Below are 19,494 nucleotides of genomic sequence, written 5' to 3'. Positions count from 1 at the left end.
TCGGCGCTCGGCAAGTGAGTGGTCACCGGTTCTCCTCTGCGATGGTCTGAGCCTGATCGTCGGCGCGGGCGTCGTGGTCGCGGGCACCGACATACGGACGGGTCGTCGACGGCGGCGGCGGTGCGCCGCGCTCGTGTCCGGCCCGGAACGACGAAAGCATGCTACGGGTTTCCTCCGGCGAGCGTTCCGGAATCGGCGCCCGATCGCGACGTTCGTTGGCGCCGTTGGTCTCCCGGCGCTGCTCGGTGCCCGGCGCCGTGCCCGCGGAACGAGACTTCTTGTTGCGCTTGACAAGTCCGTTACGCGTGGTGCGCGGTGCCGCGCCCGCCTGCGCCGCCCCGTTGACGCCGTGGTGGTTCTCCGGCGGCGCGTCCGGCAGCCGCCAGGTGCCGGTATCGGTGAGCAACCGGTCCGACGTGTCGGGCGGGGTGGAAACCGTTGGCGGGGACACGAACTGGGAGTACGCGGAGGTGGCAGGCCCTGAGGCGGGCGGCGCCGCGTGCTGCGGTCCGGTGTCGTAGCGCTCTTCGCGCGGTATCGCCCGCTGTGCCGCGGTCCACGGGCCCTCGGCCTGGCGGGGCGAGCCGTTGTGCTCGTGCACCGGTGCCGCGTGCGCGGGGCCACGATGGGTCGGCGTGGTCGGCTCCGTGTCGGTGGTACCGCGGATCACGGCGGGCGAGTTCATCGCAGCGTTGTGCTCCGGCGCGAGTTCGAGTTCGGGCAGGCCCGTCGACTCCGAATCGGCCCCCCAGGAGCGCTCCAGCCCGGTGCCGGAGATCTTGGCCTGCACCGCGGCGGGCCGGCGATCCTGTTCCTGGACAAGGATGTCCAGCGGCAGCGACATCCGCGCGACGATGCCGCTGACCGGCGAGACGTTGAGCTCGACGTCGATGCCGAGCCGCTCGGCCAGCCGACCGACCACGTAGTGGCCCAGGTAGCGGGTCGGCGCGACGATGAAGTCCTGCTCACCGCGCAGCCTGGCGTTCGACTGGGCCAGCTGATCCATCGGCATGCCGACACCGTGGTCGACGACGGCGAGCAGATACCCGTGCGGCACCCGGCGGCCGTAGATCTCGACCTCGAGATCCGGTGGGGAGAAGGCGAGTCCGTTCTCGATCAGCTCGGCGAGCATGTGCGCGAGCTCACTGACCACCGCGCCGGTGATCATGACGTCGTCCACCCGGCGCAGCACCACCCGGCGGTAGTCGTCGACCTCGGACAGGCCTGCCCGGATCACGTCGCTCAACGCGATGGGCTGGGCCCAGCGCCGCGGGCTCGCCTCACCGACGAGCACGAGCAGGCTCTCGGCGTTGCGGCGCATGCGGGTGGCCAGGTGGTCGAGCTCGAACAGGTTCGACAGACCCTTGGGATCGAGCTCCTCACGCTCGAACTCGCTGATCAGGCCGAGCTGGCGGCGGACCAGGTTCTGGTTGCGCCTGGCCAGGTTGGCCATCGACTCGGTGGTGTTGCGGCGCACCAGCGCCTGCTGCGAGGCGAGTTCGAAGGCGGTGGTCTGCACCCGGTCGAGCGCGCCTGCCACGGCGGCGATTTCGGTACTCGCCCCGGGCGGGGCCTGCACCGGCAACGGCGCCTCCGGCCTGCTGTCGTCGGCCCGCGACCACGCCTCGATGACCTGGGGCAGGCGGCGCGAGGCCACGTCGTCGGCCTCGCCGGCCAGCGCGGCAAGCGGGCGCACGATGGCGCGCACCGAGGTGATCACCAGCACGATCATGGCGGCGATGGCGATCGCCGAGATGACGAGGAACGCGATCAGCTTGGTGGCCGCGGCATTACGCAGGCTGTCCGCGCGCTCCTGCACATCGTTGCCGACTGCCTGCTGCACGGTGCGCTGTTCGTCGAGGACGCTCGACATCTGCGTCCACCAGGTCATCGGATCGACCTCGCGGACCAGCGGGCCGTCGCTGGAGGCGATCGCGATGTTCTCCGATTGCTCGGCCTTGGTGGCGTTCTCGCTCAACATCGCGGCGTCCAGCTTGGCCTGCTGGCTCTTGGTCGCGTAGCGGGAGAACGCGGTGAAGCCCGCGAGCTTGGTGGAGCGGATCTCCATGAACTGCACGTACTCACCGCCGTTGAACCGGCCCGCGGTGAAGACGCCGTTGAGGAAGCCTCGCTCCTTGTCGACCTCTTCCTTGGCCGCGCCGAGCGCGTAGAGCGCCTGCAGTCCGCGCTGGATCTGCGGGTCGCGCGCCTGGTCGAGGCCGAGCGCGAGGCGGTTCAGCGCGCTGACGCCGTCGGTGTAGAACTGGAAGACGACCTGCCTGCTGACGCGGCGCGAGTCGATCTGGGTGCGGGTGTTCGACAGCAGATTCAGCTGGCCGAGCGCCGAGCGCACCTGATCGGCGCCGGGGGCGTCCCCGGCCGCGTCGGCGGTCAGCGAGGCGAGCGCGGCGTCGACCTTGCCGCGCTGGTCGAGCAGGGGCTGCTGCAGGCGGTTGTCACCGCCGAGCAGACCGTTGCTGAGCCCGAGCTCGCGCTGGATCTGGTTGGTGAGGTCCTGCACGCTCAGTGCCAGCGAGACGGCCTTCACCGTGTCGTTGGACTCGCGGTAGTCCGAGATCTCCCGGAAGACAGTGACTCCCAGCAGGGCGAGCACCAAAATCAGCGCGAGCGCGAGAATTCGGGTGAGCTGACCACCGATGGTGCGCGGCCGGACGATGGCCGCCATTCTGCCGCTGGGCATCCCGGGGGAAACCGCAGATATGAGATCCGGTGTGTCCCCGGGCTTTGGTTGCCGTAGACGTGAACGCACCAACCTGCTACTCCTCCGAAAAGCCGGCCGTGACAGCTCCACGACGAGCGCACGGAAAGTCTCCGAGCAAAATCCCATATGCCCGGTCCGGCGTCAACTCGAGAACCCCGGTCGGGGAACTTTGTTCATACTTTTCAACCCGAGCTGCAACCTGTTGCTACTAACTGTCCAGTTGCGGTCAGTTAATCTTGTACAAGGTTGAAGCAGAACTAATAACCCACCCGGGTCGGGGGATCAACAGGAAGAACCGTCGACACTCCGGGCGCCGACCCGAAATGCCCTCGGATAGTAGCGGAGTCGCCGCCCTCAGCGCACCTCGTGCCGCCGCGGCACGCGCGCTGTGACGGCACCGAGAGTTACGTCTACTCGGCGCCGACCAGCAACGCACCAGCAAGTGGCGGTGGAACTACTCGCCGCCGAGGATCGCGAGGACCTGCTCGGAGGTGTAGAACGGCTCCAGCCGCTCCCGAATCAGCTTGGACAGCACGCCGTTTCGCTTGGCGCCGTCGATGACGGCCGGCCCGTAGCGCAGGATTTCGGTGGTGATGTCGGCTCCGGAGAGGCCGAGCTCGGGCAGCATGGCCGCGAGCGTGTAATCGCCGTACTTGGTGAAGAACACCTCGACGCATTCCTCGACCAGCAGCCCGAAGTATTCCTTCTCCCTGGTGGTGACCGCGATTTCATAGCAGAGCAGCACCAGTTCGTTCAGGTCCCGCTGCGACAGATAATCGCGCAGGCCGCTCACCGGTTCGTCGGCGTGCAGATCCCAGAATTCCATGGCGGCGTCGTGCACCGGTGCGTCGCGCAACATTTCGCGGATCGCGTTGTTGGTGCGCTTGAGCGCGAAAACCGCGCCCTTGCCTGCCATGTCGCCGATGAAGGTGCTCTCCGTCGCCTTCTTCGCGCTCTTGGCGGCGGACTGCCCCATCGAGATCAGCGAGGAGACGCCGGGGATCTTGCCGGCGAACTGCTTATTGGCCTCCATGAAATCGGAGATCAACTTGTCCACGAACTTCGACGCGACGGTGGCGACCAGCGGGCTCTCGGTGAGCCGGTCCAGGATGCGCTCCTGCGCCTGGTGCATGCCGAAGATCTTCTCCAGCAACGCCTCGACCGGTTCGCGGTCGACCACCTGGCCGAGGGTGTAGTCGTTGTTGTTCGCGATGTGGTCGTAGATCGAATCGGCGAACACCCCGACCATGTCGGCGAGGACCGGGCTGCCACCGATCAGGTCGATGATGGTCGCAACAGTCTGCTTGGCCTGGTCGACCTCGACGATATCGCGGAAGATCAGGGTGTCCGCGACCCCGAGCACCGACTCGACATCGCGGGCAACAACTTCGGCGAAGCGATCGCCACTGACCTCGGCAAGCACGAAGTCGACCTGGGCATCGAGTAGCCGTTCAGCAATCTCGCGCGGCTCGGGCATCGAGTTCCACCAATCACAGTCGTTGTACGGCGCCCGGCCAGACTACGGCCCGTGTGTTTCGGTGTCGTTGCCGCGCAACGACTTCCGTATCTGGTCCAGGCGTTCACGCGCCGCCTGCTCGCGCGCGTCCCATTGCTCGTCGGCGCTGCGGCCCGCCGGGGTCTGCTGGTCGAGCTCGCTGCGCCCCTGCGCGGTGCCGTAGCGCTGCTCGACCTTATCGCGAACTGACCCCCAAGTAGGGACACCGGAGGAGGAATATCCACCTGTCTCAGTCGGTGCGGCGATACCGGTCGGCGGTACCGGTACCGCGGGTACCGCGGAGGCGCCTCCGACCTGGCCCGATACGTCGTGCAGCGGCGGGGCGTCATGCACCGACGTAGGCAGCGTGGCAGGAGTCACACCTGGTGGGGCCGTCACATCACCGGTTTCGAGGAGGCCGATCAGGGCCGCGTGCACGGTCGCGAAGCCGGGCCGTTCCGCCGTGGCGACCAGCAGTAGGCCGATCAGTTCGCGGTCGGACAGCGCCGCCAGCCGGGCCGCCATCTCGCTGTTTTCCGTCATGGCACCAGGCTACGCAGCGCACGGCGCGCCGCCTCAGGACCGGACGAGAGCACCGGCCCAGTCACGCACCAGCTCGAACCAGGCCGAGCCGCCCACCATGATCAGGTCGTTATGGCCCGCGCCGGGGAAGATCTCCAGGCGCTTCGGTTCGTGGGCCGCGGCGTAGAGGCGTTCGGCATGCCGCAGCGGCAAAAGTTCGTCCTGGTCACCGTGCATGATCAGGACCGGGGCGCGCAGGGTGCGGATGCGTCGCGCGTTCGGGTACGCGTCGGGGACCAGCGGACCAGGCAGGAAGGGGTAGACGGATCTGGCGGCGTCGCGCAGGCCGGAGAAGGTCGACATCAGCAGCACGCCCGCGGGCGGGTGCGCCTGCGCGAGTTCGAGCACGACGCCGCCGCCGAGCGACTTCCCCAGGTAGAGCACGTGATTCGGATCGACACCCGGCTGCTCGAGCAGTACGCGGCGGGCCGCGCGGGCGTCCAGATAGGTGCCGTGCTCGGTGGGACGCCCGGTGCTGCGCCCGTATCCGCGATAGTCGAACGCGAGCACATCGAACCCGGCCTCGACGAGTAGTGCGAACAGCGCGATCCGATCGCCGATATTGCCCGCATTGCCGTGCGCGAACAGGATGTGGCCCACCGATTTCGGCGCGGGCAGCCACCAGCCGTGCAGTGTTTCCCCGTCCGCCGTGCTGATCGACAGGTCGGTGTAGGCCATGCCGAGGATGGCGGGCGTCTGCAGGATCCGCCGCTCCGGCAGATAGGTCAGCGCGTTCAGGATCGGACTGGCCGGATGTCGCATGATGTCGTTCTTACTCTTTCCCGGCCGTGCTGGTCACTCGACCCGCGTGACTTTCGCGCTCTGCAACCCTGCCGCGTGGCTCGAACCCGCGCCGATGATGCGCAGCAGCGTCCCACGCAGCCGGGTGACCTCCGCCGAGCCGACGATCTCGTCCAGGTGGCGATCGAAACGCTCGACCACCGCGATGCCCGCGTCCACGACGGCCCAGCCGCGGGTGGTCAGGCGGACGAGCCGGGCGCGCCGATCGGCCGGGTCCACCTCGACTTCGACGTAACCGTGCTGTTCGAGATGGCGGATCAGCTCGCCCATCGCCTGTTTGGTCATCCCGGCCCGCTCGGCGAGCGTGGTCTGTCTGGTGCCATCGGGCTCGATCAGCTGGAACACCGGGGCGTGCGCGGCGCGCACATCGGTGAAACCGGCGGCGGCGATGCCCGCGTCCAGCTCGGCCGCCAAGGTGCGCGCCGCGGCGGACAGCAGACTGCCCAGTGGCGCGGGGCGATCGACCAACGGGTTAGTACGGCGCTCGGCCATATTTCTCCTGAGCACGGCGGCGCCGCTCTGCTTGTTCCGGCCGGCGATGTGGACCGCACTGGATGTCGCGGCGTTGCTCGCCTACGCCGTCCCGGTCCCGAGAGCTGGTGCCGCGATGCTCGCCGCCACCGAGCGACGCGCGATCGAGCACCGATGTAACGCGACCTGCCGCGCATGGCATTGCTGGCAACTCCATGCGCGGCAGCATGATTCGTGCGCCGGCGCTAGCCGCGGATAACCGCGCCGACGGCGTCCGCCGCGGCGGCTACCGCGGCGTCACGAGCCGCGCTGGCCTCGTCCTCGGTGAGCGTGCGATCGGTGGCGCGGAAACGCAGAGCGTAGGTGAGGGACTTGCGACCCTCGCCCGCCTGCGCGCCCTCGTAGACGTCGAACAGGGCGATGTCCTCGAGCAGCTCGCCGCCGCCGGTGCGCAGCGCCGACTCCACCGAGGCCGCGGGCGTGCTCTTCTCGACACTGACCGAGACGTCCTGCAGCACCGCCGGGAACGGGGAGATCGTCGGGGCGGGGCGGGATTCGAGCAGCGGCAGTGCGTCGAGGTCGAGTTCGACGGCGCAGGTCCGCGGCGGCAGACCGGAGCGTTCCAGCACAGCGGGGTGCAGTTCGCCCGCGTGACCGACGACCGTGCCGTCCACCACCAGTTCGGCGCAGCGACCCGGATGCCAGGGCAGCTGGGCTGCCGGGCGCCGTTCGATCGTGACGCCCGCCGCGTCGGCCACCGCGTCGGCGAGGGCGAAGGCGTCGGCGGCCTCGGCCTGACGGCCCTGACCCCAGGGGCCGCGCGGCTCGCGGCGACCGGTGAGCACGGCCGCGACGTGCACCGGCTGGGCCGGCAGCGAGTCGATCAGGCCGGCGATCTGCTCGTCGGTGGGGCGGCGGTCGACCGGCAGCGCCTCGACCGCGCGGACGTTGTCGCCGGGCAGCACCACCTGCGCGATGCCGTAGATGGTGAGGTCGCGGGCGCCACGAGAGATGTTGCGGGCGGCCACTTCCAGCAGTCCGGGCAGCAGTGTGGTGGCCAGCTCGGCCCGCTCCACGTCGAGCGGGTTCAGCACCCGGGTGGTCGCGCGGCGCGGGTCGTCGGCGTCCAGACCCCAGGTGTCGAAGACACCAGCGGGCAGGAACACCGGCGCGGGCACCTCGACGGCACCGGCGAAGGCCAGTGCGCGGCTGACCGCGCGGCGGCGCCGCTGGGTGGCGGTGAGGCCGCGACCGGCAGGCGCGGTGGGCAGCACGGACGGGATCTGCTCGAGCCCCTCCAGCCGCAGCACCTCCTCGACCAGGTCGGCGGGCTGGACCAGGTCGGGCCGCCAGCTCGGCGGGGTGACCTCGAGCTGCCCGTGACCGGTGGTCTCGTCGACGGCGACCTCGACGGTGCAGCCGATCTGGGCGAGCCTGCGCGCGGACGTACCGGTCGGGTAGACGACACCGGCGACGCGGTCGGCCCGGTCGATGTCCATCCGGATCGGCGCCGCGGGCGGCACCGGGACGCGAACGTCGGTGAGCGCGGATTCGACCGTGCCACCGGCGATCTCGGCGAGCAGCGTGGCGGCGCGATCGAGCGCGGCCACATTGATCTCGGGGTCGACCACCCGCTCGTACCGCTTGCCCGCCTCGGACACCAGCTTGTGCCTGCGCGAGGTGCGGTAGACGAGCAATGGGTTCCAGGTGGCGGCTTCCAGCACGATGTCGGTCGACTCCGCACCGACCTCGGTGGTCGCGCCGCCCATCACACCGGCCAGCGAGATGACGCCGGAATCGTCGGCGATCACCACGTCTTCGGCGTCCAGGGTGCGCTCGACCTCATCGAGGGTGCGCAGCGTCTCCCCCTTGTTGGCGGTACGCACCACCAGGCCGCCGGTCAGCTTGGCGGCGTCGAAGGCGTGCAGCGGCTGACCCAGTTCCAGCATGACGTAGTTGGTGACGTCGACGGCGGGCGAGATCGGGCGCACACCGGACAGCAGCAGCCTGCGCTGCAACCACCAGGGGCTCACCGCGTTCGGGTCGATACCGGTGACCCGGCGCACCGCGAAACGGGTGCACTGGGAGTCGGGCTCGAGCCGGACCGACCAGGCGTCCTGCTCGTCGTCCGGCAGCGTGCGCACAGCCGGATCGGCGTAGTCGAGGTCGAAACCGCAGGCGAGCTCGCGGGCCAGGCCGCGCACCGAGAAGCAGTAGCCACGATCCGGGGTGATGTTGAGCTCGATGACCGTATCGTCCAGGCCGAGCAGCTCGTTCGCGTCCGCGCCGGGCTCGGCGGTGCCCGGCTCCAGCACCAGGATGCCCGAATGATCCTTGCCGATACCGAGTTCGGCGACCGAGCAGATCATGCCGTTGGAGACGTGCCCGTAGGTCTTGCGCGCGGAGATGGCGAACCCACCGGGCAGCACGCCACCGGGCAGCACAACGACGACCAAGTCACCGACGGCGAAATTGGTTGCGCCGCAGACGATCTCCTGCAGATCCGGGTTACCCACGTCGACCTTGCAGAAGCGGATCGGCTTCTTGAACTCGGTCAGTTCGGTGATCTCGGCGACGCGGCCGACGACCAGCGGCTTGTCGATATCGCCGCCGATCCGCTCGAGCTTGTCGACTTCCTCGACCTCCAACCCCACCCGGACGAAGCCCGCGTCGAGTTCCTCCGCCGTCACCGACCAGTCGGGGACGGTGCGCTGGATGATGTCGGTCAGCCAGGACTGCGCTACTCGCACTTGACGTTTCGCTCTCTCGATCGAAGGGTGGTCTGGGTGGGTGGCCGGCTCAGGACCGGATGCCGAAGGGCAGCGTGAACCGCACATCGCCCTCGACGATGTCGCGCATGTCCGGGATGCCGTTGCGGAACTGCAGCGTCCGCTCCAGGCCCATGCCGAACGCGAACCCGCTGTACACCTCGGGATCGATCCCGCTGGCGATCAGCACCTTCGGGTTCACCATGCCGCACCCGCCCCACTCGACCCAGCCCGCGCCGCCCTTCTTGTCCGGGAACCAGACGTCGACCTCGGCGGAGGGCTCGGTGAACGGAAAGTAGTTGGGGCGCATCCGAGTTCGGGTGTCCGGCCCGAACAGCGCGCGGGCGAACGCGTCGAGCGTGCCGCGCAGGTGCGCCATGGTCAGGCCCTTGTCCACGGCCAGCCCCTCCACCTGGGAGAACACCGGGGTGTGGGTGGCGTCGAGCTCGTCGGTGCGGAAGGTGCGGCCGGGGCACACCACGTAGATCGGCAGCTCGCGCTCCAGCAACGAGCGCACCTGCACCGGGGAGGTGTGCGTGCGCAGCACCTGGCGCGAGCCCTCCGGCGCGATGTGGAAGGTGTCCTGCATGGTGCGGGCCGGGTGGTCGGGCAGGAAGTTGAGCGCGTCGAAGTTGAAGTGCTCGGTCTCCACCTCGGGCCCCTCGGCCACCTCCCAGCCCATCGCGACGAACACGTCGGCGACCTGCTCGGAGATGACGGTGATCGGATGCCTGGCGCCGAACGGGTGCCTGCGGGCGGGCAGCGTCACGTCGATCGCCTCGGCCACCAGCACCGCGGCGTCGCGCTCTTCGAGCAGCGCCGCGCGGCGCGCCTCGAACGCCTCGGAGATCCGGGCGCGCGCCACGTTGACCCGCTTGCCCGCGTCGGCCTTCTCGGTCTTGGGCAGGCTGCCCAGCGCGCGCTGGGCCAGCGCCAGCGGTGCCTTGCCGCCGAGATGCTCGGTTTTCGCGACCGCGAGCGCGTCCAGGTCGGCGGCAGCGGCGAACGCCTTCTCGGCCGCCGCCGCGGCTGCGGCCAGTGCCTCCTCGGTCAGCGTCGCGTTCTGCTCGACTGCGTCGTTGTCGTCGGCCACGGTGGTTCGACTCTCCCCTGGGGATCGGTTCGCGGGCACGGCTCGTTCCCTACCCACATTGCTGCTGGTGGAATCCTATTGGATGCGTCATATCCGATTCACACGGATTCCCCGCAGCGCGTCATCAACCCCGATTCCCCACCTCGCGGCCGCGAAATTGCGACCATGGTCACAGCAGTACGGGACGTTCCCCAACGCGCGGGGCTGCGCCCGAGAATACGGAGGTCCGGGGATATGAGGCGATCGAAGGCGGCGGTAACCGTCGGATTCACCAGCCTTGCCATGACGGTGAGCCTGCTGGTCATCACCCTGCTCGGCAGTGGGACGGCGGCCGCCAACCCGCCGGGACCGAACCCCTACGCCTGGCTACCGGCGTGGCTGCAGAACATCATCTTCTGCGTCTTCTACGGCTTCTGCGGCTGAGCTCGGAACCCTGGGACCGAGTGTGCGGCTCAGTCCGTAGTTGCGTAGCGCACCCGGGAATTCGCGTACAGGCAGATGGCAGCAGCGGTGGCCAGGTTCAGGCTCTCGGCGCGGCCGCGGATCGGAATGCGTATGCGATGGTCGGCGCGCCGGGTCACGGCGGGATCCAGGCCGTGCGCCTCGTTGCCGAACAGCCAGGCCACCGACCCGGTGAACAGTTCGTCGGCATCGTCGAGATCGACCTCGCCGTTCGCGGCGGTCGCGAGGATCGTGATGCCGGACGCCGCAAGGGAATCCAGCGTCTCGCCGACCTCGCGCGGCCGGGCGATCGGGACGTGGAACAGGCTGCCCGCGCTGGCCCGCACGCACTTGCCGTTGTGCGGGTCCACCGAGTCACCGGCCAGCACCACCCCATCGGCACCGACCGAGTCGGCAACCCGGATGAGCGTTCCGGCGTTGCCGGGTTCGGCCATCGCGACCGGCACGGCGAGGATGCGGGGCCGGGCCGCGAGGACGTCGGCCAGCGGCACGTCGATCAGCGCGCACACGGCCACGAGCCCCGGCGCGGTGACGGTTTCGCCGAGCTGCTGGGCGGCGCGATCGCTGACCAGCCTGGTGCGCACCCCCATGCCCGCGGCACTGGCGACCAGCTCGTGTTCGCGCGCCGCGGCACCGGCGGAGTAGTACAGCTCCTGCACCCGCCCGGTATCCAGCGCGGCCGCCACGGAATTGGCGCCCTCGGCGAGGAACAGCCCGGTCTTGCGCCGCTGCGCGCCGCGGTGCAGCTTGACAGCGGAAACGACCCGCGGATTGCGCTCGGAGAGCGCGTCCACGGGTCGTTCCGAAAGGTATTCGCTTGTCACCCGGTGACTTACGCGGCGGGCGCGTTGACGTCCTGCGGGAGGGCGGCCTTGGCGATCGCGACGAGACCGGCGAACGCCTCGGCGTCGGAGACGGCGAGCTCGGCGAGGATCTTGCGGTCCACCTCGACACCGGCGGCCTTCAGGCCCTGGATGAAGCGGTTGTAGGTGATGTCGTTCAGGCGCGCCGCGGCGTTGATGCGGGCGATCCACAGCTTGCGGAAGTCACCCTTGCGCGCCCGGCGGTCCCGGTAGGCGTAGGTGAGCGAGTGCAGCTGCTGTTCCTTGGCCTTGCGGTACAGCCGCGAACGCTGGCCGCGGTAGCCCTTGGAGGCCTCGAGGATGGAACGACGCTTCTTCTGAGCGTTGACGGCCCTTTTGACGCGTGCCATGGGTCAGTCCTTTGTCGATCTAGGGGGCGCATGCGGGCACCCGGAGATTGTCAGTTCGGTGGGCGTCCGGAGTCGCCGAACGCGGTCGCTGGTCAGGTCTCTCAGAGACCGAGCAGCCTCTTCACGCGCGGGACGTCGACGGACGCGACGGCCTCCGTGCCATCCAGACGACGAGTCCGGCGGGTCGACTTGTGCTCGAGCAGGTGGCGACGGTTCGCCTGCTGGCGAAGCAGCTTGCCTCGGCCCGACACCTTGAAGCGCTTCGAGGCGCCGCTGTGGCTCTTCATCTTCGGCATGGATTCCTCTAATCTGTCTCGTCCCGGCGGCCCTTGCGGACCGCCGGCTCTTATCGGTATTACTGCGGCGGGTCGGCCTGCTCGGCCGGAGCCGCGGCGGGCGCGCTGTCTGCGGTGACGGCTTCGGCGGGCGCGGGGCTCGGCTGCGCAGCGGGCTGCTGCTGCCGCGGAGCTGCGGACTCCTGCTGTGCCTTCACTCGCGTCTTCGCACCCTTGTGGGGCGCGAGGACCATGGTCATGTTGCGACCGTCCTGCTTGGCCGAGGTCTCGACGAACCCCAGGTCCGCCACGTCCGCGGCGAGACGCTGCAGCAACCGGTAGCCCAGTTCGGGCCTGGACTGCTCGCGTCCGCGGAACATGATGGTGACCTTGACCTTCGACCCCGCCTCGAGGAAGCGCATGACATGGCCCCTCTTGGTCGCGTAGTCGTGGTCGTCGATCTTCGGGCGGAGCTTCTGCTCCTTGATCACGGTCTGCACCTGGTTCTTCCGAGACTCGCGCGCCTTCTGCGCCGTCTCGTACTTGAACTTGCCGTAGTCCATGATCTTGCAGACCGGCGGACGTGCATCCGGAGCGACCTCGACGAGATCGAGATCTGCCTCCATGGCGACGCGTAGTGCATCTTCAACACGCACGATCCCAACCTGCTCGCCGCTGGGTCCGATCAAGCGAACCTCGGGAACACGGATGCGATCGTTGATGCGGGTCTCAGTGCTGATGGGGCCTCCTAGGTCAAGCGGTGTCGTCAAGACGACCGCACGCAATAACTGCAACCCCTTTTCAACACAAAAGCCCCGGAGCGGTATTCCGCGTCGGGGCCCGAGGTCGACCGGTCGGCGCATGCCAAAGACCCGCATGCGATCTTGTGCACGCGGTTCTCGCGAGAGAACCTCGGCACAAGAAACCCGCCTCCGAGAAGGCGGGTGACCGGACCGTTTGACCTGACGATCGCTCGTCGGCAACGGTGGGAGTCGGGCTCCACTTATCAGCCCCGGGCTCGAAATCTTGGAAGAAGACACAACCAGGGGCGGTCGTCAGCGGAAAGTCTAACATTGCGTTCGGCTATCGCCGAATCGCGGTAAACCGCTTGCCCGCGCGCACGGGTGCCTGCCACGCTCCCCCGGTGTCTACTTCCCGCTGTGACCTGCTCCGATGGCAGTTCGACCTCACCTGGTCGCTCGCCGAACTCCACCTGGACGCGCTGCGCGTCGAGGACTTCGATTGGGCACCCGCCGAGCACCACTGGACAGTACGCCCCGACGCCGACGGCGTGTGGCGTCCGGACTGGGCCGACACCGAGCCCGACCCCGTCCCGGTGCCGACCATCGGCTGGCTCAGCTGGCATATCGACTGGTGGTGGAGCGCGGCCATCGACCATCTCGCGGGCCGGACCCCACCCGACCGCGAGGACGTGCACTGGGCGGGCCACGCTTTCGCGGCAGTTGCGCAGCTGCGCTCGCTGCGCGACACCTGGGTGGGCGCATTGGACGAGCTGACCGAGGCCGGCCTGGACCGGCCCGCGGCGTATCCGTGGCCCGCCGACGCGGGATTGACGGTGGCGCACCTGGCGAACTGGGTGAACTCGGAGTTGATGAAGAACATCGCGGAGATCGGCCAGCTCCGACTCCTCCGGGCGGCCTCGCTAGCCTCATAGCCATGACTGAAGAGCTCGACAACTCCGTGCGCGAACTGGCCGACATCCCGGCGGTGGAGGTGATCAGCCGGGCCGCGGTGATGCTGATGAGCTCGGCGGCGGAGAAGCTCGGGCTCGCGGACGAGGATCCGGAGACCAGCACGCGGCGCGATCTGGACGAGGCGCGCCGGGTGATCACGGCCCTGGCCGGGCTGGTCACGGCGTCGGTGGAGTACCTCGGGCCGCACGCCGGGCCGATTCGCGAAGGGTTGCAGTCGTTGCAGCGCGCGTTCCGGGAAGCGTCGGCGCACCCGGACGAGGCGGGTAAGGGGCCGGGCGAGAAGTACACGGGGCCCGTCTACTGAGTCCGCAGCACGTTCGCGGCGGTGACCTGCGCTCCGCCGGTGCACCGGCGCCGATAATTTTGCCCGGTGGGAAATTTTGCCCGCCGGGCAAGTTTTTGCCGTAGGCTGGTGGCATGCCGGATGACGAAGTGCTCGGTCTGCGCGAACGCAAGAAACTCGATACCCGCATGGCGCTCAGCGACGCCGCGCTGGAGCTCGCCTTCGAGCGCGGCCTGGACAACGTCACCCGCGAGGACATCGCGAAGCGAGCCGGCGTCTCGGTACGCACTTTCAACAACTACTTCACCGGCAAGTACGACGCGATCATCTACCGGCAGTCGGTCCGGATCCGCCGCAGCCTGGTCGCGTTTCGCGAACGCCCGGCGGACGAACCGCTCTGGAGCGCGCTCACCGCGGCGCTGCTCGAGCCGCTCGAAGCCGAACAGGCCGAGTTCCGCGTCCCCACCGCCGCACAACTGGCCGAAGTCCGAAAACTGTTCCGCGCGCCCGAATTACGCGCCGCGCTGTTCACCGGAGCGGCCGAGGACTGGCTCGAGCTGATCGCGGAGCGCACCGGGACCGACCCGCTCCGCGATGTCTATCCCCGGCTGGTGACCGGCGTGATCGGCACCGTCATCGACGCCGCCATGGTGGCCTACGCGCACGCGGACCCGCCGGTCCCCATCGCCCCGCTGCTGCGCCGCGCCCTCGACCAAGTCACCGCGGGGCTGCCCGAACCGCCGCGCTGATCCACCACCAGAAACTCATCATCGAACAAGGGGTGTATTTGTCATGCCTGAAAACTTTGCCGCCGTAGTCATTTCCGGTGCCGGACCGAACGGGTTACTACTCGCCGGTGAACTCGCGTTGGCCGGTGTGCACGCGATCGTGCTTGAGGAGCTGGCCGCGCCGAGCGCCGAGCCGAAGGCGAACGGTCTTGTCGGTCAAGTGATTCGACTACTGGACATGCGCGGGCTTTACCACGAGTTCGGCGGTGCGCCCGGTGCGCCGCAGCCGCTCCCCCGGTACTTCTTCGCCGGGCTCCGGTTGTCGTTCGCCGAGCTGACCGACAATCCGATGGCCATTTTGGCGATTCCGCAGCCGAAACTCGTTCGCCTGCTGGAGAAGTGGGTGCGCGGGTTGGGTGTCGAGGTCCGATGGGGGCATCGGCTCACCGAGTCGACCCAGCAGGACGGCGGCGTCATCGTCACGGTGGCCGGGCCCGAAGGCGACTATCGACTCGACACCACCTTCTTGGTCGGCGCCGACGGCGGCAAGAGCCTGGTCCGCAAGCAGGCCGGCATCGAATTTCCCGGGCACACCGCGACGGACAGCATTGTGCGGATGGGACACGTCTGGCTGCCCGACGAGCTGCGGACCGCCGACGGTGGCGTCGAGGTGCCCGGTTTCGGGCGACTTCCGTTCGGACACAACCGACTCGAACGCGGCGGCTTCGTCTTCGCCGAACTCGAACCGGGACGACCACTCGTCGCGAGCATGGAGTTCGGGGGCGAGCCGGTCTCCGAGGGCACGCCGATGACCATCGAGGAACTGCGCGCGGGTGTCCGGCGAGTGCTCGGCGTCGACCTGCCGATCGAGGCGCCGCGCGGGCCGGGACCACACGCGTTGCGGCGCATCGACAATCAGAACACCCGGCAGGCCGAGCGGTACCGGTCGGGCAACGTGTTCCTGCTCGGCGACGCCGCGCACGTGCACTCCGGGATCGGCGGGCCCGGCCTCAATCTCGGCCTGCAAGACGCCGCCAACCTCGGCTGGAAACTCGCCGCCGAGATCAACGGGTGGGCACCGGACGGCCTGCTGGACACCTACCACGCCGAACGGCATCCGGTCGGGGTCCGCGTCATGATGAGCTCGCTGGCCCAAACCGCGCTCTTCGCACCGGGTCCCGAGGTCACCGCGTTGCGCACACTGCTCGACGAGATGCTGTGCCAGCCGGAGAACACCGCTTATATCGCCCGGTTGATGTCCGGCTCGGACACCCGTTACGAGGTGGGCGACGACCACCCGTTGGCCGGGCGGATGGTGCCCGACCTCACCCTCGAAATCGGCGGTGGCACACAGCGGGTCGCGGAGGTGCTGCGGACGGCGCGGCCGGTGTTGCTCACGCTCAACGGTGCCGGCACGAACGACGATGCCGTTGACAGCGGTCGCGGCGGTGCCGGGGTCGGGGCTTACGCCGATGTGGCGGCGGGTTGGCGCGACCGGGTAGACACCGTGGTCGCGACCACTGCCGACGCACCCGCCGCAGCGCTGCTGATCCGGCCGGACGGGTACGTGGCGTGGGCGGCCGACGGCGCTGCGCAGTCCGACGCGGAACGCTTGCGCGAAGCGCTGACCCGCTGGTTCGGCGTACCCAGAAACTGACCCGAGGCACAACGCGACCTGGGTCAGGAGTGGGCGGGCTCGGGCGCACGCCGTTCGAGGAGGAAATCGGCTACCGCTTCGGTCTGACCGAGGATGGCGTGGCCGACGTCGGGGAGCACGTGCACCGTCGCGTTCGGCACGCACCGGCGCACGCGTTCGGCGGTGGCCGCGGAGTCGATCATCACGTCGCGGGCACCGACCAGCACCAGCATCGGCATGCGCAGTCCGCGCAACGCGTCGTCGGAGAAGAGCGGGAGTCGCTCGGTGCGCGGCTTGAACTGGGTGAAGGTCAGGACGATCTCATCCAGGGTCTGCTCGGTCAGCGGCACGTCGAGGCCGGTCATGGTGCGGGCGGTCCGCCGGACACCGCGGTGTCCGAACAGGCTCAGGAACAAGGCTTTCGGCAGCCAGCCCATCTTCTGCGCGCCGATGCCGCCGGGGCACAGCAGGGCGAGCCGGGTGATCCGTTCCGGTCGCCGGATGGCGTAGTCCAGGGCCACCCAGCCGCCCAGCGACGTCGCCACGACCGAAATCGTGCTGAGCCCAAGACCTTCCAGCACCTCGTCGAGCCACTGCGCGAGCCGGTCGGAGTCGAGCGGCGGACGCGACGGCGCACTGCCGCCGGGCTCGCCGATGAGGTCGACCGCGTAGGTACGGAAATGCGTTGCCCAGGAGGCGATATCGCCGCGCCACATCGTCGCGTTCGCGCCTGAGCCGTGCAGTAGCAGCAGCGGTGGCGCGTCCTGCGGGCCGGACGCCACGACGAAGGTCTCGCCCTCGCGGGTCGGCACGCGCAGGTGCTCGGCCGGCACCGGCCAGGCCGCCAATAGTTCCGCGTAACGCTGCCGGATCTGCGCGGCGCCCTTCTCGGACTTGTAGATCCGCTGCTCGCTCATGATGCGAGCACCCCTTCCATGTAGTCGAACAGCCGGGCCGTGTCCGCAAGGCCGCCAAGGACAATGACTTTCAGCCGCGCCCGCTCCGCGTCGTACATCGTCTCGATGCGCAGCGGCTCGTCACCGGACGACCGGGTGTTGGCCGCGCCCATCAGCAACGTGGCCAGCCGATCGGCCATCCCGGGATCGACCGCGTCGACCTGAACGATGCTCGACACCTCGGCGTGCCGCTGCCGCTCGACCGTCTCCCGCAGCGGTGCGGGCACCGGACGGCCGGTGAAGGCCTCCAGATCCTCGTGCGCGATCCGGTACTGCTTACCGATCCGGACCGCGGTGAGCCGCCCGTCGCGCACGTAATTGCGGATGGTGCGGACATGCAGGCCGAGTCGTTCGGCGACCTGTTCTACGGAGTAGAGGCGATCATTCACTGCATTACCTTAAACTTCCCTACCAGTTAGCACAATAGGGAATTTTAGGGAAAATAGCGAGCATTGCGTCGGCTCGCGAATGCCAACGCGGTAAGGCAAGGTAGGCCCATGGCTACACGGATAGTTCTGGTCCCCGGATTCTGGCTCGGCGCTTGGGCCTGGGACGAGGTCGCCGCCGACCTGCGCGAGCGCGGCAACGACGTTCGAGCACTCACCCTGCCCGGCCTGGATCCCGCTGATCCCGAACGGCTCTCGGCCACGCTGGCCACGCAAGCACAGGCGATCATCGACGCCGTCCCTGCCGCGGAGACCGCCGTGCTCGTCGCCCACTCCGGCGGTGCCGCACCCGCCTACCTCGCCACCGACCGCGCGCCGGGCCGATTCCACCGCGCGATCTACGTCGACTCCGCGCCGCTGCCCGCCGGGTTCGCCATCAATCCCGCACTCGCCGAACTCGGCCCCGAATGGCCGCTCCCCGACTGGCCGCAACTGGAGGAGACCGGCAACAGCCTCGAAGGCTTGGACGAGGCCGCGCTGAATCGCTTCCGCGAACGAGCCATCGGCGAACCGACCACCATCGCCGCAGGACCCTTGGAACTCAGCGACTCGCCCGCACGCCTCTCGATACCGACCACCATCATCTGCAACAGCATCACCGCCGAACTCGCCAAGAAGTTCCGTGACAGTGGCGAAGTCCCGGACTTCACCGAGTTGGCCCGCATCGACGCCGACTACATCGACCTCCCCACCGGCCACTGGCCCATGTGGTCCAAGCCGAAAGAACTCGCCGACCTGATCCACACGGTCGCCAACCGGACAGCGGAATAGCCGCACTCTTTCTCGGGATCCGCACCCGCTCCGGGGCACCCAGAGTCGGTGCGAATCCCGATGCCGCGGGTGTCGACCACCGGGAGGAGTTCCTTTGGCACCGTTTTGGTCGCGGGCAGGAACCGCGTTCCCAGCCTGGCGGCGGGCACTACGGCCGAAACCCGCGCAACCTGCGGACGGCTCAGACGGGCGCGAGCCGACGGCTGGCCTACCCGCGGGTGCTGCGGCTTTCAGACAGCCGGTGGGGGGCTCAGGCCGGGAGGTGGCGTCGGAACCACGCCGTCAAACCCGCGTCCACCGCGCGTGCTGTCGGCAGCTGGGGTGCGGGTTCGATGCCGGGCTCTTCGGCGAGTGGATGCGCCAGACCGGGGATTGACAGCAGTTCGGCACTGTTGCCGATCGCGTCCACGAGCTCGAGCGCGTCCGCGCGCAGTGCGGGATGATCCTCCTCGCCACTGACCACCAGCAGCGGTGCGCGACCGGCGAGGACACCTGCCTTGGCGATGAAATCCAAACTGTCGACGGCTTTCTCGGACTCGGCATCGTACGGATAGTCGCCGGGGAACAGGTCGACCACGGACCTCATCCGGATGGCGGCGTTCACGACGGCGCCCGCGAAAATCGGCACCTCGGTCTCGGCCAGGACCCGCAACGCGACGGCACCGCCCAGGGAACCGCCGAGCACGCCGATCGGGCCGGCGCCGACCGGCAGCTGCTCCCGGATCGACGCCAGCGCGGCGGGGAACTCCTCGGTCGCCTGCTGCACGAAGGCGTGCAGAAACGACATCAGGACGTCCTCGCGTATCAACTCCAGACCGGCGTCCATGCTGCCGTCGACCATCCGCGCACCGCACATCGGCATACCGAGGTGCACCCGCCAGGCGGGCAGACCCTCCATCGGCAACGCGGCAGCGAACGCCGCATCCGACCTCGGCGCGTCCAGCATGTGCCAGGTGACGATCAGCGGCGCGGCGGCGGCGCCGGTCGGCGGCAGCGCGGTGAACGGCACGCCCGCGGCGGTGCCCGTGATCGGTGAGTCCATGCCGTCACGGTAGATCCGCACGCCGCGGGCCGGAA

The 19,494-nt window shown here is 68.9% G+C and carries 20 protein-coding genes and 1 pseudogene; 6 read left to right on the top strand and 15 right to left on the bottom strand.

What is annotated here, in order from left to right; all coding sequences use genetic code 11:
• Positions 1-22 precede the first annotated feature (22 nt).
• From ACIHA7_RS18100 to pheS, 7 genes are all read right to left on the bottom strand, one after another.
• Positions 23-2,701 (bottom strand): nitrate- and nitrite sensing domain-containing protein, encoded by a 2,679-nt coding sequence (locus ACIHA7_RS18100; protein WP_397290671.1) that lies wholly within the window; start codon positions 2,699-2,701, stop codon positions 23-25.
• A gap of 475 nt (positions 2,702-3,176) precedes the next feature.
• Positions 3,177-4,199, bottom strand: coding sequence for a hypothetical protein (locus ACIHA7_RS18095; protein ID WP_397290669.1), 1,023 nt, complete (start codon positions 4,197-4,199; stop codon positions 3,177-3,179).
• A 42-nt stretch (positions 4,200-4,241) separates the two neighbouring features.
• A complete protein-coding gene (locus ACIHA7_RS18090; protein ID WP_397290667.1) occupies positions 4,242-4,760 on the bottom strand; it encodes a hypothetical protein in 519 nt (172 codons plus the stop codon).
• Positions 4,761-4,793: 33 nt separating this feature from the next.
• The gene (locus ACIHA7_RS18085) at positions 4,794-5,561 is read right to left on the bottom strand and encodes an alpha/beta hydrolase (RefSeq protein ID WP_397290665.1); all 768 of its coding nucleotides are present in this window, start codon (positions 5,559-5,561) and stop codon (positions 4,794-4,796) included.
• A 33-nt stretch (positions 5,562-5,594) separates the two neighbouring features.
• Complete coding sequence (locus tag ACIHA7_RS18080; protein ID WP_397290663.1) at positions 5,595-6,092, bottom strand: MarR family winged helix-turn-helix transcriptional regulator; 498 nt, start codon at positions 6,090-6,092, stop codon at positions 5,595-5,597.
• 224 nt (positions 6,093-6,316) lie between these two features.
• Positions 6,317-8,821: a phenylalanine--tRNA ligase subunit beta gene (gene pheT / locus ACIHA7_RS18075; RefSeq protein ID WP_397290661.1), complete on the bottom strand. Its 2,505-nt coding sequence runs from the start codon at positions 8,819-8,821 to the stop codon at positions 6,317-6,319.
• 49 nt (positions 8,822-8,870) lie between these two features.
• The gene (pheS, locus tag ACIHA7_RS18070) at positions 8,871-9,932 is read right to left on the bottom strand and encodes a phenylalanine--tRNA ligase subunit alpha (protein ID WP_107655320.1); all 1,062 of its coding nucleotides are present in this window, start codon (positions 9,930-9,932) and stop codon (positions 8,871-8,873) included.
• 234 nt (positions 9,933-10,166) lie between these two features.
• Between pheS and ACIHA7_RS18065 the strand changes: the two genes are divergently transcribed.
• Positions 10,167-10,355, top strand: a complete 189-nt coding sequence (locus ACIHA7_RS18065; protein WP_397290659.1) for a hypothetical protein — start codon at positions 10,167-10,169, stop codon at positions 10,353-10,355.
• 29 nt (positions 10,356-10,384) lie between these two features.
• Here the strand turns inward: ACIHA7_RS18065 and ACIHA7_RS18060 are convergent, their stop codons facing one another.
• The 4 genes from ACIHA7_RS18060 to infC form a co-directional block, all read right to left on the bottom strand.
• Positions 10,385-11,188 (bottom strand): TrmH family RNA methyltransferase, encoded by an 804-nt coding sequence (locus tag ACIHA7_RS18060; protein WP_397290657.1) that lies wholly within the window; start codon positions 11,186-11,188, stop codon positions 10,385-10,387.
• Between the two features lie 38 nt (positions 11,189-11,226).
• The gene (gene rplT / locus ACIHA7_RS18055; protein WP_107655317.1) at positions 11,227-11,607 is read right to left on the bottom strand and encodes a 50S ribosomal protein L20; all 381 of its coding nucleotides are present in this window, start codon (positions 11,605-11,607) and stop codon (positions 11,227-11,229) included.
• A 101-nt stretch (positions 11,608-11,708) separates the two neighbouring features.
• The gene (gene rpmI, locus ACIHA7_RS18050) at positions 11,709-11,903 is read right to left on the bottom strand and encodes a 50S ribosomal protein L35 (protein WP_040689021.1); all 195 of its coding nucleotides are present in this window, start codon (positions 11,901-11,903) and stop codon (positions 11,709-11,711) included.
• 59 nt (positions 11,904-11,962) lie between these two features.
• Positions 11,963-12,676: a translation initiation factor IF-3 gene (infC, locus tag ACIHA7_RS18045; RefSeq protein ID WP_107655316.1), complete on the bottom strand. Its 714-nt coding sequence runs from the start codon at positions 12,674-12,676 to the stop codon at positions 11,963-11,965.
• Between the two features lie 350 nt (positions 12,677-13,026).
• Between infC and ACIHA7_RS18040 the strand changes: the two genes are divergently transcribed.
• The 4 genes from ACIHA7_RS18040 (at position 13,027) to ACIHA7_RS18025 (ending at position 16,265) form a co-directional block, all read left to right on the top strand.
• On the top strand, positions 13,027-13,557 hold the full coding sequence (locus tag ACIHA7_RS18040) for a DinB family protein (RefSeq protein WP_397290654.1): 531 nt from the start codon (positions 13,027-13,029) through the stop codon (positions 13,555-13,557).
• Positions 13,558-13,559: 2 nt separating this feature from the next.
• A complete protein-coding gene (locus ACIHA7_RS18035) occupies positions 13,560-13,901 on the top strand; it encodes a DUF1844 domain-containing protein (protein ID WP_397290652.1) in 342 nt (113 codons plus the stop codon).
• Between the two features lie 113 nt (positions 13,902-14,014).
• A complete protein-coding gene (locus tag ACIHA7_RS18030; RefSeq protein ID WP_397290650.1) occupies positions 14,015-14,629 on the top strand; it encodes a TetR/AcrR family transcriptional regulator in 615 nt (204 codons plus the stop codon).
• Positions 14,630-14,672: 43 nt separating this feature from the next.
• Positions 14,673-16,265, top strand: a complete 1,593-nt coding sequence (locus ACIHA7_RS18025) for an FAD-dependent monooxygenase (protein ID WP_397290648.1) — start codon at positions 14,673-14,675, stop codon at positions 16,263-16,265.
• Positions 16,266-16,288: 23 nt separating this feature from the next.
• On the opposite strand, the gene ACIHA7_RS18020 is transcribed toward ACIHA7_RS18025, so the two are convergent.
• A complete protein-coding gene (locus ACIHA7_RS18020) occupies positions 16,289-17,161 on the bottom strand; it encodes an alpha/beta fold hydrolase (protein ID WP_397290646.1) in 873 nt (290 codons plus the stop codon).
• Complete coding sequence (locus ACIHA7_RS18015) at positions 17,158-17,589, bottom strand: helix-turn-helix domain-containing protein (RefSeq protein WP_397290644.1); 432 nt, start codon at positions 17,587-17,589, stop codon at positions 17,158-17,160. Before ACIHA7_RS18015 ends, ACIHA7_RS18020 begins: the two co-directional genes overlap by 4 nt.
• Positions 17,590-17,697: 108 nt before the next feature.
• Between ACIHA7_RS18015 and ACIHA7_RS18010 the strand changes: the two genes are divergently transcribed.
• Positions 17,698-18,417 (top strand): alpha/beta fold hydrolase, encoded by a 720-nt coding sequence (locus tag ACIHA7_RS18010; RefSeq protein ID WP_397290642.1) that lies wholly within the window; start codon positions 17,698-17,700, stop codon positions 18,415-18,417.
• Positions 18,418-18,476: 59 nt separating this feature from the next.
• On the opposite strand, the pseudogene ACIHA7_RS18005 reads toward ACIHA7_RS18010, so the two are convergent.
• Positions 18,477-18,602, bottom strand: a pseudogene (locus tag ACIHA7_RS18005) (UTP--glucose-1-phosphate uridylyltransferase); the annotation flags it as partial.
• A gap of 65 nt (positions 18,603-18,667) precedes the next feature.
• Entirely contained in the window at positions 18,668-19,459 is a 792-nt protein-coding gene (locus tag ACIHA7_RS18000) for an alpha/beta hydrolase family protein (RefSeq protein ID WP_397290640.1), read from the bottom strand.
• Positions 19,460-19,494 lie beyond the last annotated feature (35 nt).

The organism is Nocardia sp. NPDC052316 (assembly GCF_044547795.1).
Taxonomy (GTDB): Bacteria; Actinomycetota; Actinomycetes; order Mycobacteriales; family Mycobacteriaceae; genus Nocardia.
The sequence above is the reverse complement of the archived record's forward strand: the minus strand, read 5'-3'. Positions and strand labels throughout refer to the sequence as shown.

What these genes read in the sequence shown, in the direction of transcription:
- rpmI (WP_040689021.1), bottom strand. Translation starts at nt 11,903, where the DNA reads ATGCCGAAGATGAAGAGCCACAGCGGCGCCTCGAAGCGCTTCAAGGTG.
- ACIHA7_RS18010 (WP_397290642.1), top strand. Translation starts at nt 17,698, where the DNA reads ATGGCTACACGGATAGTTCTGGTCCCCGGATTCTGGCTCGGCGCTTGG.
- ACIHA7_RS18025 (WP_397290648.1), top strand. Translation starts at nt 14,673, where the DNA reads ATGCCTGAAAACTTTGCCGCCGTAGTCATTTCCGGTGCCGGACCGAAC.
- ACIHA7_RS18095 (WP_397290669.1), bottom strand. Translation starts at nt 4,199, where the DNA reads ATGCCCGAGCCGCGCGAGATTGCTGAACGGCTACTCGATGCCCAGGTC.
- ACIHA7_RS18080 (WP_397290663.1), bottom strand. Translation starts at nt 6,092, where the DNA reads ATGGCCGAGCGCCGTACTAACCCGTTGGTCGATCGCCCCGCGCCACTG.
- ACIHA7_RS18000 (WP_397290640.1), bottom strand. Translation starts at nt 19,459, where the DNA reads ATGGACTCACCGATCACGGGCACCGCCGCGGGCGTGCCGTTCACCGCG.
- ACIHA7_RS18065 (WP_397290659.1), top strand. Translation starts at nt 10,167, where the DNA reads ATGAGGCGATCGAAGGCGGCGGTAACCGTCGGATTCACCAGCCTTGCC.
- ACIHA7_RS18035 (WP_397290652.1), top strand. Translation starts at nt 13,560, where the DNA reads ATGACTGAAGAGCTCGACAACTCCGTGCGCGAACTGGCCGACATCCCG.
- ACIHA7_RS18100 (WP_397290671.1), bottom strand. Translation starts at nt 2,701, where the DNA reads ATGCCCAGCGGCAGAATGGCGGCCATCGTCCGGCCGCGCACCATCGGT.
- rplT (WP_107655317.1), bottom strand. Translation starts at nt 11,607, where the DNA reads ATGGCACGCGTCAAAAGGGCCGTCAACGCTCAGAAGAAGCGTCGTTCC.
- ACIHA7_RS18030 (WP_397290650.1), top strand. Translation starts at nt 14,015, where the DNA reads ATGCCGGATGACGAAGTGCTCGGTCTGCGCGAACGCAAGAAACTCGAT.
- ACIHA7_RS18085 (WP_397290665.1), bottom strand. Translation starts at nt 5,561, where the DNA reads ATGCGACATCCGGCCAGTCCGATCCTGAACGCGCTGACCTATCTGCCG.
- ACIHA7_RS18020 (WP_397290646.1), bottom strand. Translation starts at nt 17,161, where the DNA reads ATGAGCGAGCAGCGGATCTACAAGTCCGAGAAGGGCGCCGCGCAGATC.
- ACIHA7_RS18090 (WP_397290667.1), bottom strand. Translation starts at nt 4,760, where the DNA reads ATGACGGAAAACAGCGAGATGGCGGCCCGGCTGGCGGCGCTGTCCGAC.